The following is a 16,138-nucleotide window of genomic DNA, read 5'->3' as shown; positions in this document are numbered from 1 at the left end:
ATCGGAGCAGGCCGATCAGAGGGGGATGTTGCCGTGCCGGCGCTCCGGCATCGGGGCCCGCTTGCCGCGCAGGGCGCGCAGGGCGCGGCACAGGTGGGCGCGGGTGTCGCGGGGGGCGATGACCGCGTCGACGTATCCGCGTTCGGCGGCGGGGTACGGGGTCCCGTGAATGGACTCGTACGCGGCGACGAGACGGGCGCGCAGCGCCTCGGGGTCGTCGGCGGCGGCCAGTTCACGCCGGTGCAGCAGGCCGACGGCGCCCTGCGCGCCCATGACGGCGATCCGGGCGGTGGGCCAGGCGAGGTTGACGTCGGCGCCGAGGTGCTTGGAGCCCATCACCGCGTACCCGCCGCCGTACGCCTTGCGGACCACGACGGTGACCTTCGGGACGGTCGCCTCGGCGTAGGCGTACAGAAGTTTGGCGCCGCGCCGGATGATGCCGGCGCGTTCCTGGCCGACGCCGGACAGGTAGCCGGGGACGTCGGCGAAGGTCAGCAGCGGGATGCCGAACGCGTCGCAGAACCGGACGAAGCGCGCGGCCTTCTCGGAGGCGTCGATGTCGAGGACGCCGGCGGCGTGCAGCGGCTGGTTGGCGACGATCCCGACCGTACTGCCCTCGATCCGCCCGAGCGCGCAGACGATGTTCGGCGCGAACAGCTCCTGCACGGGGAGGAGTTCGCCGTCGTCGACGACCGAGCGCAGGATGCCGAGCATGTCGTAGGCGTGGTCGGTCCGGTCGGGGACCATCCGGTCGAGCGGGTCTCCGGCGGACGCGGCCCCGGGCGCGTACTCGGGCGGCCGTTCCAGGTTGTTGCCGGGCAGGTACGACAGGAGGTCGCGTACGGTGTCGAGGGCGTCCTCCTCGTCGGCGGCGAGGAAGTGGGCGTTGCCGTTGACGGCGTTGCTGGCGCGGGCGCCGCCCAGTTCCTCGGCGGTGGTGCGCTCTCCGGTGACCGTCTCGATGACGTCGGGGCCGGTGACGAACATGTGCGAGGTGCGGTCGACCATCACCGTGAAGTCGGTGATCGCCGGTGAGTAGGCGGCGCCGCCCGCGCACGGGCCGAGGATGACGGAGATCTGCGGGATCACCCCGGACGCCTGGACGTTGCGGCGCACCAGTTCGGCGTAGAGGGCGAGGGCGGCGACGCCCTCCTGGATGCGGGCGCCGCCGGAGTCGTTGAGGCCGATGACGGGGCAGCCGGTCTTCAGCGCCAGGTCCATGAGGGCCACGGTCTTCTCGCCGAAGGCCTCGCCCATGCTGCCGCCGAAGACCGTGGAGTCCTGGGCGAACACGCAGACCCGGCGTCCGTCGACCGTGCCGTACCCGGTGACGACCCCGTCGCCGTAGGGGCGGCGGGCGCGGTCCTCCGTCGGCCGGGCGCGGACGAACAGACCGGTCTCGGTGAACGAGCCCTCGTCGAGGAGCCGTTCGATCCGCTGCCGGGCGCCGAGCGCCCCGCGTCTTCTCGGCACCCCCGGTGCGCATGCCTGTGCCGTGCGGCGGTCCAGGTCGGCGATGCGTTCGGCGGTGCGGTCCGTGGCGTGGTCCGCGGCGGATCTCGCCGCCGCAGCCGTAGCCGTCACCGCCGTAGCCGTCACCGCCGCGGCCGCGGCCGCCGCCGCCGCAGGGGATGTGCTCGTCTCTCGCCTCACAGCCACCTCCGAGATTGTTCTCGAATGTGGCAGTGATGCGGGAGGGGAGCCGGTCGATTGCCGTGCTGTTTGCGGGAGTTGAGTGCCCGGAGCCGGAGGTTCGTGCGGACGTGACAAGGCCGGGGCCCCGCCGCCGCTACGGAGCGGGGTAGCCGTCCAGTTCGGCGAGATAGGCGTCCTTGACGGCGCCGGGCAGCCAGGCGATCTCGAACGCGTTGCGCTGGAGCCGTACGAGTTCCGCCGGCGTGAGCGGAGTGGCGGCCTGCACCGCGAGGAGGTTCTCGGTCACGTAGCCGTTCATGTAGGCGGGGTCGTCGGAGCTGACGGTGACGCGCAGTCCCGCGTCGAGCAGCTTCCGAACGGCGTCCTGCCAACTGGCGCCGCGCACATAGCCGTTGGAGATCGGACACACGGTCAGGCCCAGTCCGCGCCGCCTGATCTCGTCCTGGAGCTCGGCGCTCTCCAGGCAGTTCACGCCATGGTCGATGCGGTCGACGCCGATGTCGTCCAGGCACTGGCGGATGTGGTCGAGGGAGTTCTCCTGGTCCAGGTCGCAGTGCATCGTCAGCTGGTAGCCCTCGGCCCGGGCCCGGGCGAAGACGGCGGCGAACTTGGCCGGCGGGTTGTCCCGTTCGTCGGAGTCCAGTCCCACGCCGATGATCCAGTCCCGGTAGGGCAGGGACTCCATCAGCGTGGCCATGGCGAACTCGGCGGAGAGGTCCCGCATGAAGCACATGATGAGCTGGGCCCGTACGTCGAGCAGCCGGCGTGCGTCCATGACCGCCCGGCGCAGCCCGCGGATCACCGTGCCGAACTCGACGCCGCGGGAGGTGTGCGCCTGCGGGTCGAAGAAGATCTCCGCGTACCTGACGTTCTGCTCCTTCGCCCTGGTGAGATACGCCCACGTCAGGTCGTAGAAGTCGGCCTCGGTCAGCAGGACCGACATGCCCTCGTAGTACACGGCCAGGAACGAGGGCAGGTCGTGGAACGCGTAACTGGCCCGCATCCCGGCCGCGTCGGCGTACGGCAGCGTGACGTTGTTGCGTGCGGCCAGGTCGAACTTCAGTTCCGGTTCGAGGGTGCCCTCGATGTGCAGATGCAGTTCGCACTTGGGCAGGCGGGTGATGAACTCGGTCAGGTCGTCGTCGGTCACAGGTCCTCCGCTCGCAGGCTAGGCAGGCCACGGAGCCGGAGTCAACGAGGCTCGAGGGCACCGCTCCCGCACCCCCGCCCGGCGCGAACTGTCACCGGCTGATGGCCAAGGGGTTACCGTTCGAATCAACTCCTTTTTCAGCACGCCCAGTTGACACAGGATGGCGCTACGTTCGACGTGCGGCCGCCAGGGGAGGGCCGTACGGCGGTCTGCTGGGGGTGAGCGTGATGGGACGGGGACCGGTCCTGTCCGCGGCGGCAGTGGCACTGCTGCTCGCGGGCTGCACGAACGGCGGACAGGACGACGGCGGCGCGACGCCGAAGGACACGGCGGGTGCGACAGCCGGGGGGAGTCCGAGCGCCTCGGCGGGCGCGGGTGCTTCAGGGGGCGCGAGTGCGTCTCCGTCCGCGTCGAGCCGGCCGTACACGCTGTCCGAGGCCGCCGCGCCGAAGACGCGGGCCGAGGCCGTGGCGTTCGTCCGCGGGCTCACCGTGCAGCCCGACTACTTCGGCACCGGGTACCGCAGACGGGACCCGTACGAACTGGGGCCGACCGACTGGGCCGTGCTCGGCGAGGACTGCCTGTGGCGCCGCGAGGCGCTCCCGTCCACCGTGCTGGCCAGTCTGACCAGGTCGTTCGTCCGGCCGGGCACCGACGGCGCGGGCGCGGTGTACGTGTCCCTCACCGTCACCGTGCACATCTCGACGCGCCAGGCCCGCCGGGACATGGCGTCCTCGCTGGACGAACCGCTGCGCTGCCCGGAGGAACGGCTCAACGCGACCGACACCGTGCAGAAGATGACCTCACGCGGCGACCCGTTCGACGAACAGCGCAACGCCACCACCGACGACGACCTCACCGAGTTCGGCCAGTACGTCGTCGACGGTGACGCGAAGTCGCGCCGCTTCGACTGGTTCAAGCACCGGCTCGGCCCGGTGACCGTGGCGGCGACCGTGCGGCATGCCGCCGGTGAGAGCGACGAGGAGCAGACGGCCCTCACCGACGCCGCGCTGACGGGCGTCGGCTATGTGACGGCGGACGTGGACCGCTACGGCCGGGACCGGGCCTCCGCCACCCCGTCCACCGCTCCGTCCACCGAGGTGAAGGGAGCGGGCGATGAGTGAGGCGCTGCGGCCGTCCGACCCGTCGTCGGTCGGGGGCTTCCGACTGCTGCGGCGGCTCGGCGCCGGCGGTATGGGCGTGGTCTACCTGGGCCGTTCCGAGGCGGGTGCGCTGGCCGCCGTGAAGGTGATCCAGGCGCAGAGCGCCGCCGACGACGGCTTCCGGGCCCGGTTCGCGCGGGAGGCGGAGCTGGCGGCCCGGGCCGACAGCCCCTGGGTGGTACCGGTGCTCGGCGCGGACGCCACGGCCCGCGAGCCGTGGCTGGCGACCGGGTTCGTGGCGGGTCCCTCGCTCGCGGAGGCGGTCGCCGCGCACGGACCGCTGCCACCGGCCGCCGTACGCGTGCTGGGCGCGCTGCTCGGCGAGGCGCTGGCCGCCGTGCACGCGGCGGGACTCGTCCACCGGGACGTGAAGCCGGGCAATGTGCTGCTCGCGGTCGACGGCCCCCGCCTGATCGACTTCGGCATCGCACGGTCCGCCGACGACACCGCCCTGACCGCCTCCGGCATGGTGGTCGGCACCCCGGGCTTCCTCGCCCCCGAGCAGGCGCGCGGCGAGGCGGCCACAGCGGCGAGCGACGTCTTCGCGCTGGGCTGTGTGCTGGCGTACGCGGGCACGGGCCGCCCGCCGTTCGGCACCGGCGCACCGGACGCGCTGCTCTACCGCACGGTGCACGACGAGCCCGACCTCGACGGCGTCACCGGCGGGCTCCGCGAGACGCTGGACGCCTGCCTCGTCAAGGACCCCGGCGAGCGGCCGGGCGCCGGGGACCTGCGGCTGCGGCTCGCCGAGGACTTTCCGTTACGGCCGCCCGCCGGCGCACCGGAGTCGCCGTCGGCCTGGCTGCCGGACCCGGTCGCCCGCATGGTGGCGGCCCGGTCGGCGGAGAGCCTCGCCCTGCCGGACATCGAACCCACGGTGGTCGACGACCCCGGCACCGGGCAGCCGGCCCGCCCCTCCCGGCGGCGCCTGCTGCTGGCCGGGGGCGCGGTGCTGCTGGCGGGCGGCGGTACCGGGGCGGCGCTGTGGGCGGCGGGACGCGACGGCGGCTCGGGGCAGAAGACGGCGGCCCGGCCGTCGTACGTGCTCGGTGTGCAGGTGACGAAGAGCGGGGCGGCGGCGCCCCTGGCGCGGGCCTGTGAACGGGCCGCGCGACTGGCCGTCGCCCAGCACAACGCGACCGCGGGCCGCGCCTTCGACCTCGGCGTACGGGTCCTCGACGACCACGGCACCGTCGACGGGGCCACCGCGGTCGCCCACGAACTGGCCGCGGACCGCGCTGTCGTGGCCGTGCTCGGCCCGGTCACCGAGCTGACGTTGCGGGCTGCCTCACGCGTCTACGCGTCGGCGAAGCTCACCCACATCACCAGCACCACCGGGCAGAACGACTACTACGTCTGGTCGCCGACCGTCACCTTCCAGACCGGCACCGGCCAGCAGGCGGCGGGCACCGCGATCGCCCTGCAAGCGCTGGTGGGCGGCCTGGTCGCCCCGGCGGGCATCGTCATCGACCGCTCCGGGGGCTCTGTCGAGTACGACCAGGGCAGTGTCCTGGCCACCCAGTGGTGGAGTGCGCTGCGCTCTCAGGTGGTCCCGGAGGTCGTCGCCGAGGACACCGGCGACGCCCCGGCCGCCGTGGCCTCCGTCCTCGCCCGCAAGGTCCGCGACTTCGTGTACCTGGGCCCGCTGGACGCGACGGTCCGGGCGGCCCGGCAACTGTCGGCGGCCGGCTTCACCGGACCGCGCTGGATGTCCCATCTCCTGTACGGCTCCGACTTCCCGAAGCTCGCGGGCGCGGCGGGCGAGGGCTGGTTCGTGGTGACACCCGCCGTCGACGCGAGCGCCCTGAAGACCAAGGCGGCCGAGCGGTTCACGGCGGCCTGGCGCAAGCGGTACGGCGGCATCCCGGACCCGTACGGCGCCGAGGCGTACGACAGCGTCCGGATGGTGCTGCGCGAGTTCGCCCGGACCGTACCGTCCGGCGGCGGCCGCCCCGACCGGCTCGCCCTCGCCCTGCGTCTCCACAAGGCCACCTACCAGGGCATCGCGCGCACCTACACCTTCAACGACTACAACCAGTTCAACGCCGACGCGCGGACCATGGGCGGTGAGACCTACGTCCACCAGGTGCACGACGGGCGGTTCCGACAGGTCGGGCCGATCCTGGCCAAGCAGACGAAGGGGTAGCGGAGTTGGAGCGGCTCCAGGCCGCCGACCCCTCGTCGGTCGGCGGGCACCGGCTGGTGGGCCGGCTCGGGGCGGGCGGCATGGGTGTGGTGTACCTGGCCCGGTCGCCGCACGGCGCCTGGGTGGCGCTGAAGGTGATCCGCGAGGAGTACGCCGGGGACCCCGGCTTCCGGGCCCGGTTCCGCCGGGAGACGGAGCTGGCGTCCCGGCTCACCAGCCGCTGGACCGTACCCGTGCTCACCGCCGACGCGGACGCCCGCGCGCCCTGGCTGGCCACCGCCTACGTGCCCGGCCTGCCGCTGTCCGAGGCGCTGGCGCGGCACGGCCCCTGGCCGCCCGCACAGCTCCGGACCCTGGGCGCCGCCCTCACCGCGGCGCTGGACGACGTGCACCGCGCCGGACTGGTCCACCGTGACGTGAAACCCGCGAACGTCCTGCTCGCCGCCGACGGACCGCGCCTGATCGACTTCGGCATCGCCCGCGCCATGGGCGCCACGGCACTCACCACGGACGGCTCGGTCATCGGTTCCCCCGGCTATCTGTCACCGGAGCAGGCCCGCGGCAGGACCGTGGGACCGCCCAGTGACGTCTTCTCCCTGGGGTGCGTACTCGCCCATACGGCCACCGGACGGCCGCCGTTCGGCACCGGGGGCGCGGCGGCCGTCCTGTACCGGACGGTGCGTGAAGCCCCGGACCTGACCGGCCTGTCCGACGAGTTCGCGCCGACGCTGCGCGCCTGTCTGACGAAGGAACCCGGCAACCGGCCCACGGTGCGTCAACTAGGGTCTTTCTTCGGCGAGTTCGCTGCGGAGTCGTGGCTGCCTGCGGGTCTGCCGGCGGTGGTCGCGGACCGTGCCGCGCGGGTGCTCGACCTGCCGGTGCCGGAGCCCACCGCCCTCTCCGAGGTGCCCTTCACCGACGCCCCGGCCGCCCCGTCCCGGCGGTGGCTGCTGATCTCCTCGGCGGCGGTCGGCGTCGGCGCGGTGGGCGGCGGCACCGCCTGGTGGCGCCTGGCGCGGTCCGGGACGCCGAGGGCAGCCAAGGGCCTGCTGCCGACCCGTACGATCGCGCTGCTCGGCGACCTGTCCAGCGCCGTCGTCCAGGCCCAGGCGCGCGGCGCGGAGATGGCGGTCGACGCGCACAACGCCCGCTCCGACCGGACCTTCGAGCTGGCCCTGCGCACAGCCGACGATCGGGGCACCGCGGCCGGTTCCGCCGCCGCGGCCGCCCGGCTCGTCGCCGCCCGCGAGGTGTACGCGGTGATCGGCGCCGGCACCAACACGGCCGTGCCCGCCGCCGTGCCGGTGTGCACCGCGGCCGGGCTCTGCCTGCTGATCACCCGCGCCGACACGGACGCGCTCGACGTCACGAACATCACCAGCTCCCTGATCCTGCGCAGCACCCGCACCGCGGGGCCCGGCTCCGTGCTGAGATACCTCAACCGGGTGGTACGACCGGCCCGGACCGTCGTCGTGCACGACCTCACCGACGCCGACGAGGGCGAGGCCACCGTCCGGATCGTCACCGTGTACGGGGATCTGCTGGTGGGCACCGTCGAGGTGGCCCAGGTCGCCAAGGGTGCCGGCTTCACCGACGTGGCCCAGAGCCTCGCCGCCCACCCGGACACGGCCGTCCTGTTCGCGGGCGGCCTCCCGGCCCGCGCCGCCGCCTGCGCCCAGGCCCTGACCGACACCGGGCACCGCGGATTCCGCGGCGGCGACGAACACATCCTGGGCACGCCCTTCCTGACGGCGGGCGGAGGCTGGTGGATCAGCGCGGGGTACTGCGACCCGGCCACCGACCCGAAGACCCGGACGTTCGCCACCGCCTACCGCACCCGCTACCGCACGGCTCCGCCCCCGTGGGCGGCCGAGGCGTACGACGCCGTCGGCTACGCCGCCCACGGCCTCGCCGCGCCCGGCGGCGACCAACGCGAGTCCCTGCGCGCGGAGTTGCTGCGCAGGCCCTGGCAGGGCATCACCCGCCGGTACAGCTACGAGAGCCAGGACCAGTACCTGGAGACCGGCCAGGACGGGGGTTGGTTCCTCTACCGCGTCGAGGACGGCGGGGCCCGGTTCGTGGCCCGGTACGACGACATCGGGAAGAAGAAGTCGTAGGCCCTCCAGTGGGGACGCGGGACGGGCCGGACTAGAGGCCGTCCGATGCGCCGAGGCCGGTCAGCGCGCCCACCGGGTCCAGGTCGGGGGTGCCTCTGGGCCACCAGTCGTCGTGGCCCGGCTCCGACTCGTAGGCGTACCACAGGCCGTCGCGGCCGAAGCGGAGCTGGAGGTGGCCGCCGGGGTGGGTGAGGTGGTTGCGCCACGGCCGGAAGGCCGGGAGGTCGGCGGCGAGCAGCAGCGGCCGGGCCCGGTCGAAGCGGCCGGCCGGCGGGTCCCAGGGCTCCTCCAGCACGGCCAGCCCCTCCAGGCCGCCCTGCCGCCAGGCGGCGACCGCACGCGCCAGGTCGCCCGGGGTCCGGCCCACGGCGTCGGCGAGCGTGGCGTAGAGGGCGCGGGTGGACGCGGTCAGGCCGGAACCGGGGCGGGCCGCGGCGAGCCGCACCGCGTCCTGCCAGAGGGTCAGGTCGCCGACCGGGTCGCGTCCGGTGCTGAGCAGAGCGTGGGCGCGGGCCGACGCGTCGGTGGCCAGCTGGTCCAGCGCGAAGGGGTCCGGACCGCCGGGCACCCCCGGATAGACCGGGGGCTGCTCGGGGTGCGCAGGAACCGGCAACGGGGGTGGCAGCGGCGGGAGTTGACGGGGGACGAGGGCTTCGGTGGCCCGGACGCCCGGCAGCGAGGCCGGCCGCCGCTCCCGGGCCGCGCGGGCGGCGCTGCGCCGGGACAGCGCGTCGAGCACCTCGCGCTCCCCGCGGCCGCGCAGCAGGAGCAGCACGAACGGGTCGGCGTCCAGCAGCCGCGCGGTCTGGTAGCAGAGGGCGGCCGCGTGCTTGCAGGGGTGGCCGAAGTCCGGGCAGCTGCACCGGGGTTCGAGCTCACCGGGCCCCGGCAGCAACGGAACCCCGCTGTCGGCGAGGGTCTGCGGCAGCTCCTTGTCGAGCAGCGCGGCGATGTCGGCGGGCCGGTCGGCGGCGGCCTCCAGCAGCCGCTCCCACTCGTCCTCGCCGAAGGTCCGCAGCGGCAGCTGCACGCGGTACGGCCGGGGCCGGCTCCCCTGCACATACGCCAGGACCAGTCCCGGGGTCACGGTGATGGCGTCCACATGCCCGCGCTCGGCGTAACCCCGCCCCCGCGCGAGCCGCTTGACGTCCAGCGCGCCCTCCTCCAGCGCCCGCACCCAGGCATTGCCCCACCAGGTCTCCGCGAAGCCGGAAGCAGAGGAGGAGGCGGAGGCGGAGGCGGAGGCACGGGGCGAGAGGGAAGGGAAGGTGCGGCGGAGTTCGGTGTCGCGGTGCGGGGTGGCCATGGTGGAGGGAAGGCGGGGACCGGTCGGTGTGCTCCCGGTGGCCGGGGCGGGAGGCACGGCGGGGACGGGAGCGGGGGTGTTCGGCTCCGGGTGGTGCGAAGCCTCGGCGGGAGCGGGCGATTCGGCCGCCGCGGGCTGCCGTGAGGGAGCGGCTGGCGCGTCCTCGGCCGGCTCGGAAAGCGCGGAGGCCGAGGCGTGCGGCGGAGCCGCATCGGTGGCCCGGGGAAGCCGACCGAGCGTGGGCCGCACGCCCTCGGTGTGTTCCGCCGGAGGTTCCTGATCCGCCCGGACGTCCGTCTGCTCCGGCTCGTCCGGCCCATCCGGTTCGGCCGCCTCCCTCGGCATCAGGAACGCCGTCGCCAGGAACTGCTTCAGGTCGCGGGCGGTGCGGCCGCGAACCGCGGACGCCGGGGCCGGGGAGGGGGACGGCGAGGGCGGTCGGCGTACCGCGCGGGGCGGGGAGGATTCCAGGGCGTCCGCAGCGGCGGCCTCCTCGTCCCGCCGTGCCTCCGCGCGCGCCGCCCGCAGCGCCGCCCGCGCGACGTCCCCGGGACGACCGCCCGGCCGGACGACGGCGGAAGCGCCGATGTCGGCACGGTCGGCACCAGCCCCGGCACCGGCCGCGGCACCGGCCGCGGTTTCCGGGTCCGGCTCGGGTTCGGCGTCCCGCTGCTCCGCCTCCTTCGCCGCGGCGGCCACCCGCAGCGCCCGACGTGCCGCGTCCCCCGGCCTGGGCGCCCGCTCCGCCCGCTCCCCCGGTGCCCCGGCCGGAACGGTCCCGTCGCCCCCGGTCTCCGCCCCCTGCCCGCGCGCCGCCCGCAGCGCCCGCCGGGCCGCGTCCCCGGGACGCTGCTCGCCGTCGCCGCTCATGACGTCCTCCGCAACGACACCAGGTCGGACAGCTCGCGGTCCGTCAGCTCGGTCAGGGCGGCCTCGCCGGAGCCGAGGATCGCGTCGGCGAGGGCCCGCTTCGACTCCAGCATCTCGGCGATGCGGTCCTCGACGGTGCCCTCGGTGACCAGGCGGTGCACCTGGACCGGCTGGGTCTGGCCGATGCGGTAGGCGCGGTCGGTGGCCTGCTCCTCCACCGCCGGGTTCCACCAGCGGTCGAAGTGGACGACATGGCCGGCGCGGGTGAGGTTGAGGCCGGTGCCCGCGGCCTTCAGGGAGAGGACGAGGACCGGGGTCGCGCCGGCCTGGAAGCGGTCCACCATGCGCTCGCGCTCCGGTACCGGTGTGCCGCCGTGGAGAAGGTCGACGGGAACCGCGCGGGCCTGGAGGTGCGCGGTGATCATGCGGGCCATGCCGACGTACTGCGTGAAGACGAGCGCCGAGCCGTCCTCGGCGAGCACGGTGTCCAGCAGCTCGTCGAGCAGGGTGAGCTTGCCGGAGCGGGCGGCCAGACCCTCGATACGGGACTCCTCCTTGAGATACAGCCCGGGGTGGTCGCAGATCTGCTTCAGGGCGCCGAGGAGCTTGAGCACCAGGCCGCGGCGTGCGATGCCGTCCGCCGTCTCGATGGCGAGCAGCGACTCGCGCACCACCGCCTCGTACAGCGCGGCCTGCTCACGGGTGAGCGGGACGGGGTGGTCGGTCTCCGTCTTCGGCGGGAGCTCGGGAACGATGCCCGGGTCGGACTTCTTGCGGCGCAGCAGGAACGGGCGGACCAGGCGGGCCAGCCGGGCCACCGCCTCCTCGTCCTCACCGTTCTCGACGGCACGCGCATGCCGGGCGCGGAAGGACTTGAGCGGGCCGAGGAGTCCGGGGGTGGTCCAGTCGAGGAGGGCCCAGAGTTCGGAGAGGTTGTTCTCCACGGGGGTGCCGGTGAGGGCCACGCGCGCGGGGGTGGGGATGGTGCGCAGTGCCTTGGCGGTGGCCGAGTAGGGGTTCTTGACGTGCTGTGCCTCGTCGGCGACGACCATGCTCCAGGGCTGTTCGGCGAGCGTGGCCGCGGTGGCGCGCATGGTGCCGTACGTGGTGAGGACGAAGCCGCCGTCGAGGCCGTCCAGGGAGCGGTCGGGGCCGTGGAAGCGGCGGACCGGGACACCGGGCGCGAACCGGGCGATCTCCCGCTGCCAGTTGCCGAGCAGCGAGGCCGGGCAGACCACCAGGGTCGACTCGGTGCGGGCCCGCTTCAGGTGCAGGGCGATGACGGTGATCGTCTTGCCGAGGCCCATGTCGTCGGCGAGGCAGCCGCCGAGGCCGAGGGAGGTCATCAGGTCGAGCCAGGCCAGGCCCCGGAGCTGGTAGTCGCGCAGGGTGGCGTGCAGACCGGCGGGCGGCTCGGCCGGCCGGATGCCGGCGGTGAGGCGGTCGCGCAGGGCCGCGAGGACGCCGACGGGGACCGCCTCGACACTCTCGCCGTCCACCTCGGCCTCGCCGGTGAGCGCCACGGAGAGCGCGTCGACCGGGTCGAGCAGGCCCAGTTCGCGCTTGCGCGCCTTGCGGACCAGGGCGGGGTCGACGAGCACCCAGCGGTCCCGCAGCCGTACGACGGGGCGGTGGGCCTCGGCGAGGGCGTCCATCTCGGCGTCGCTGAGCGGGTCGCCGCCGAGCGCCAGCTGCCAGCGGAACTGGAGCAGTTCCTCGCTCTCGAAGAAGCCGGTGCCGTCGGTGGCCGAGCCGGGTGCGGTGCGGACCACGGCCGCGGCGGTCAGGTCCTGGGCCAGGTCCCGGGGCCAGTGCACGGCGACCCCGGCCGCCCCGAGCCTGGTCGCCGCCGTCCCCAGCAGCTGCCCCAGCTCCTCCTCGGAGAGCGCGAGCACGTCCGGTACGTCCTGCTCCGCAAGCCGGTCCAGCGGCGGCCACACCCGGGCGGCCCGGCGCACGGCCAGCGCCGCGTCCACACGCGCGCGGGGGCCGAAGGCAGTGTCGGACGCCCCCGCCCACAGTGCCGCCGCGTCGGTCACCAGGGTCGGGTCGGCCAGGCTGTGCACCTGGACGATCGCCGCTCCCGCGCGGTGCGCGTCCTCCCCGTCGTCGAACAGGTCGTACGCCGACAGGTCCAGGCGCAGCGAGATCCGCACGCCCGCGTCCATGCCGGCGGCGACCTCCGCGGCCCACTCGTGGGCGTCGGGCAGCCGCTGGGGTTCGCGGGCGGCGAAGGGCCGGCCGGAGGTGTGCGGGGCGGCCGGGGTGCGGGGCAGGGTGTCGGCGACCGCGTCCAGGAAGGAGCGGACCAGCGCTTCCGGCTGGGGCAGCAGGAGCGGGCCGGGGCCCGGCAGCGGGACGGCGTGCCCCTCGGCGGGCAGGGCGGCGGCCACCGCGCGCAGGTGGGCGATGTCGGCGGGCTCCAGGGGCCCGGCCCGCCAGGCGTCGTGGCCGGCCGGGGTGAGGCCGGGCAGCAGCCGGCCGCGGGCGGCCAGCCGCAGGGCGTGCAGGGCGGCGGCGCCCCAGCAGGCGGTGGCGGGATGGGCGGCCGGGTCGCGGCGGGCCCCGACGAGCAGCGGGAGGGCGTCGGCGAGCGGCAGGGTGAGCGCGGGCACCTGCCGGCGCCTGACTCCGGCGGTGCCGTGCGGCCGTACGACCGTCAGCTCCTCGGTCGCGGCGGCGGGCAGCGGGTCCCCGGCGGGGTCCCAGAAGGCGATCCGGCCCTGACGGGGGAGGTCGGCGGGCAGATAGACCGCGGCCAGGCGCACCGGTACGCCCGGATCGGCCTCGGCCGTCGTGCCGCTCATACGTTCTGCCACCTCCCGCCCACCTGTCGGATCAGACGTCTTCGACTGTACGGGCGGGGTCTGACAATCGGCCCCGGCGACCGGCCGGGGCGGGGCGTCACGGGACGGTGCGCGAGACGACGTAGATCATCGGGTAGTTGGGGTCGGCCGTGTTCACGACCACGTCCTGGGTGGGCGCCGGGTTCTTCTGCTTGTGCGTCAGGCCCGACCAGGTGCCGGGGCCGGTGAACTTCCAGCCGGAGATCTTCTGGTCGCGGGAGCTGATGCTGATGTCGTTCTTCTTGAGCTCGTCCCGGTTGACGCCCATGCCCTCCAGGAAGCTGTCCAGTCCGGCGCTGTTGGTGCGGAACTGGACGTAGAGACGGCTGGTCTTCCAGTTGTTCGTCTCGTAGTAGGCGATCGTGTCGGCCGGGTGCGGGACCGGCACCTGGTAGAGGCGCCGCTGCACCTTCGACGGCCAGCCCGCGGTGAGGCCGGTCGCCGAGTACTTGGACTCCTTGTCCTTGCCGCTGTCGCGGCTCTGGGCGGCGGAGATCACCAGATAGCCGGCCGGTACGCCGATGAGCAGGCCGATGATCAGCAGCGTCAGCGCTCGGCGCTTGGCCTTGTGCCCCGGGGTCTCGGGCGGGCGCTGCGGTTCCTCCGGGGACGCGGCCTGGCGGGGCAGCGAAGCGGTCATGCGGTGTCCCTGGTTCGGCGGGCCTCCGCGAACCGCTCGTAGCGCTCGTACCGCTCGACCCGGCGCCGCTTGGCGCGCCGGAACCGGCGGGCGACCAGGCGGGCGAGGTCGGCGGCGCCGACCATGCCGGCCTCGGGACCCAGCTGGGCGCGCGCGATCCGGGCCTCGGGGCGGTAGCCGCGGCCGGTGAGCTGGCGCTTGAAGGCGTCCCGGGCGGGGCCGATGAGCAGGTCGTCGGCGGCGCTGACACCGCCGCCGATCACGAAGCAGGAGGGGTCCAGGGCGGCGGCGAGGTTGGCGATGCCGACGCCGAGCCACTGACCGATGTCCTGGAGCAGCTCGATGCACATCGCGTCGCCCTCGCGGGCCAGCTCGGTGATCATCGGGCCGGTGATCTCGTTGATGTTGCCCTTGACGTGCTCGATGATCCCGTACGCCACCGGGGAGTCGGCGGCCGCCAGCTCCTTGGCCTCGCGGACCAGCGCGTTGCCGGAGCTGTACTGCTCCCAGCAGCCGCGGTTGCCGCACGGGCAGCGGTGGCCGCCGGGCACCACCTGCATGTGGCCGAACTCGCCGGCGACGCCGTACTTGCCGCGCTTGACCTGGCCGTCCTCCAGGATCGCGCCGCCGATGCCGGTACCGAGCGTGATCATGACCAGGTGGTCCTCGCCGCGGCCGGCGCCGAAGCGCCACTCCGCCCAGGCGGCGGTGTTGGCGTCGTTGTCGACGAGGACAGGGACCGAGAGCCGGCCGGAGAGGCGGTCGCGCAGCGGTTCGTTCCGCCAGGACAGGTGCGGCGCGAAGAGCACGCGGTTGCGGTCGGCGTCGACCCAGCCGGCGGCGCCGATGCCCACGGCGTGCACGTCGTGCCGGTCGGACAGGTCGAGGACCAGTTCGACGATCGTGTCCTCGACGACCTTCGGGCTCTTGGACTTGTCCGGGGTCTCCGTGCGGAGCTTCTCCAGGATGTTGCCGTCGGCGTCCACGACGCCCGCCATGACCTTGGTGCCGCCGATGTCGATACCGACCGTGGGCACGCGGGGGGCCGTCAGGTGGGACCGGCGCTCCCGGGTGCCGACGGTTCGCAGGACCGGGGCTCGGCGGGAGCCGATGGGGGCGGTGAGGTCGCGGTAGGTGCTCATCGGGCTCGATTCTGCCGTACGCGTGCGGGTAACGCCGTTCGGGGGACATAAAGGGGGGTGCGCGTGCGTCGCCGGATGCAGCTTCGTCGTGGCTGGTCGCGCCCACGCGGCGGAGCCGCACATGTCACAGCCCCGCGCCCCTTTCGGGGCGCCGCAGCTCGTGGCGTGGAGAGTGCGGGGCGCCTCCGCCTGCAATCCGCCGAGTCAGCCCACACATCGGTCAGATTGTCCGGACATTACGACCAGAACGGCGGCATCCTCACGACCGTACGAGCAGCTGGAACTCGAAGGAGTAGCGGGTCGGGCGGTAGATGTGGTCGCCGAACTCGACGGCGCGGCCGGTGTCGTCGTACGTGGTGCGCTGCATGGTGAGCAGCGGGGCGCCCTCCGGCTCGGCGAGCCGGTCCGCCTCGGCGGCCGCGGCGCCGCGCGCGCCGATGGACTGGCGGGCGCTGTGCAGGGTGATTCCGGCGGCCCGCATGAGCCGGTACAGGCCGGTCGCCTCCAGCTGGGCGGTGTCCAGGTCGAGCAGGCCGGGAGGCAGGTAGTTGGTGAGGTACGCCATCGGCTCGCCGTGCGCCAGCCGCAGCCGCTCGATCCGGTGCACCTCGGTGCCCTCGGCCACCGCGAGCGCGGCCGCGACCTCGGCGGACGCCGGGACGACGGTGTTGACCAGCACCTTCGTCGCGGGGCGCTGGCCGGCCGACTCCAGGTCGTCGTAGAGGCTGCTGAGTTCCAGCGGGCGTTTGACCTGGCTGTGCACGACCTGGGTGCCGACACCCCGACGGCGGACGAGCAGGCCCTTGTCCACGAGGGACTGGATGGCCTGGCGGACGGTCGGGCGGGACAGGCCGAGCCGTGCGGCGAGCTCGATCTCGTTGCCCAGCAGGCTGCCGGGGGTGAGCGAGCCGTGCTCGATGGCCGCCTCCAGCTGCTGGGCGAGCTGGAAGTACAACGGCACCGGGGAGCTCCGGTCCACACTGAGGTCGAGCGACACGGTCGGGTCCACATCTGGTTTCGGCACGGGCCCGAGCGTATCCCCGTGACGGGTTGACGGGAAGTTGTGTAGTTCGATTGTCCGGACATACGGATTGACAGCGCA

General features: G+C 74.3%; 10 protein-coding genes. 3 read left to right on the top strand and 7 right to left on the bottom strand.

Annotation, left to right across the window (positions count from 1 at the left end; all coding sequences use genetic code 11):
* Window positions 1–15 precede the first annotated feature (15 nt).
* Both ACWGKQ_RS26685 and add read right to left on the bottom strand, forming a co-directional pair.
* Window positions 16–1,584 carry an acyl-CoA carboxylase subunit beta gene (locus tag ACWGKQ_RS26685; protein WP_453294529.1) on the bottom strand — a complete coding sequence of 523 codons (1,569 nt, stop codon included), beginning with the start codon at window positions 1,582–1,584 and terminating at the stop codon, window positions 16–18.
* Window positions 1,585–1,789: 205 nt separating this feature from the next.
* A complete protein-coding gene (gene add, locus ACWGKQ_RS26680) occupies window positions 1,790–2,806 on the bottom strand; it encodes an adenosine deaminase (RefSeq protein ID WP_453294479.1) in 1,017 nt (338 codons plus the stop codon).
* 227 nt (window positions 2,807–3,033) lie between these two features.
* On the opposite strand from add, the gene ACWGKQ_RS26675 reads away from it, so the two are divergent.
* From ACWGKQ_RS26675 to ACWGKQ_RS26665, 3 genes are read left to right on the top strand one after another with little or no spacing between them, the layout of a single operon-like run.
* Window positions 3,034–3,930, top strand: a complete 897-nt coding sequence (locus ACWGKQ_RS26675) for a hypothetical protein (RefSeq protein WP_453294478.1) — start codon at window positions 3,034–3,036, stop codon at window positions 3,928–3,930.
* A complete protein-coding gene (locus ACWGKQ_RS26670; protein WP_453294477.1) occupies window positions 3,923–6,115 on the top strand; it encodes a bifunctional serine/threonine-protein kinase/ABC transporter substrate-binding protein in 2,193 nt (730 codons plus the stop codon). The genes ACWGKQ_RS26675 and ACWGKQ_RS26670 overlap by 8 nt, the downstream gene beginning before the upstream one ends.
* 5 nt (window positions 6,116–6,120) lie before the next feature.
* Window positions 6,121–8,232: a bifunctional serine/threonine-protein kinase/ABC transporter substrate-binding protein gene (locus ACWGKQ_RS26665; RefSeq protein WP_453294476.1), complete on the top strand. Its 2,112-nt coding sequence runs from the start codon at window positions 6,121–6,123 to the stop codon at window positions 8,230–8,232.
* 31 nt (window positions 8,233–8,263) lie between these two features.
* On the opposite strand, the gene ACWGKQ_RS26660 is transcribed toward ACWGKQ_RS26665, so the two are convergent.
* From ACWGKQ_RS26660 to ACWGKQ_RS26640, 5 genes are all read right to left on the bottom strand, one after another.
* Window positions 8,264–10,408, bottom strand: coding sequence for an SWIM zinc finger family protein (locus ACWGKQ_RS26660; protein WP_453294475.1), 2,145 nt, complete (start codon window positions 10,406–10,408; stop codon window positions 8,264–8,266).
* A complete protein-coding gene (locus tag ACWGKQ_RS26655) occupies window positions 10,405–13,215 on the bottom strand; it encodes an SNF2-related protein (protein ID WP_453294474.1) in 2,811 nt (936 codons plus the stop codon). Before ACWGKQ_RS26655 ends, ACWGKQ_RS26660 begins: the two co-directional genes overlap by 4 nt.
* Window positions 13,216–13,312: 97 nt before the next feature.
* The gene (locus tag ACWGKQ_RS26650; protein ID WP_453294473.1) at window positions 13,313–13,894 is read right to left on the bottom strand and encodes a sugar kinase; all 582 of its coding nucleotides are present in this window, start codon (window positions 13,892–13,894) and stop codon (window positions 13,313–13,315) included.
* Window positions 13,891–15,036: an ROK family glucokinase gene (locus tag ACWGKQ_RS26645; protein WP_089106885.1), complete on the bottom strand. Its 1,146-nt coding sequence runs from the start codon at window positions 15,034–15,036 to the stop codon at window positions 13,891–13,893. Before ACWGKQ_RS26645 ends, ACWGKQ_RS26650 begins: the two co-directional genes overlap by 4 nt.
* A 259-nt stretch (window positions 15,037–15,295) precedes the next feature.
* On the bottom strand, window positions 15,296–16,033 hold the full coding sequence (locus ACWGKQ_RS26640) for a GntR family transcriptional regulator (RefSeq protein WP_453294528.1): 738 nt from the start codon (window positions 16,031–16,033) through the stop codon (window positions 15,296–15,298).
* Between the last annotated feature and the right edge of the window lie 105 nt (window positions 16,034–16,138).

It is taken from the genome of Streptomyces sp. NPDC054770, assembly GCF_053611985.1.
The sequence above is the reverse complement of the archived record's forward strand: the minus strand, read 5'-3'. Positions and strand labels throughout refer to the sequence as shown.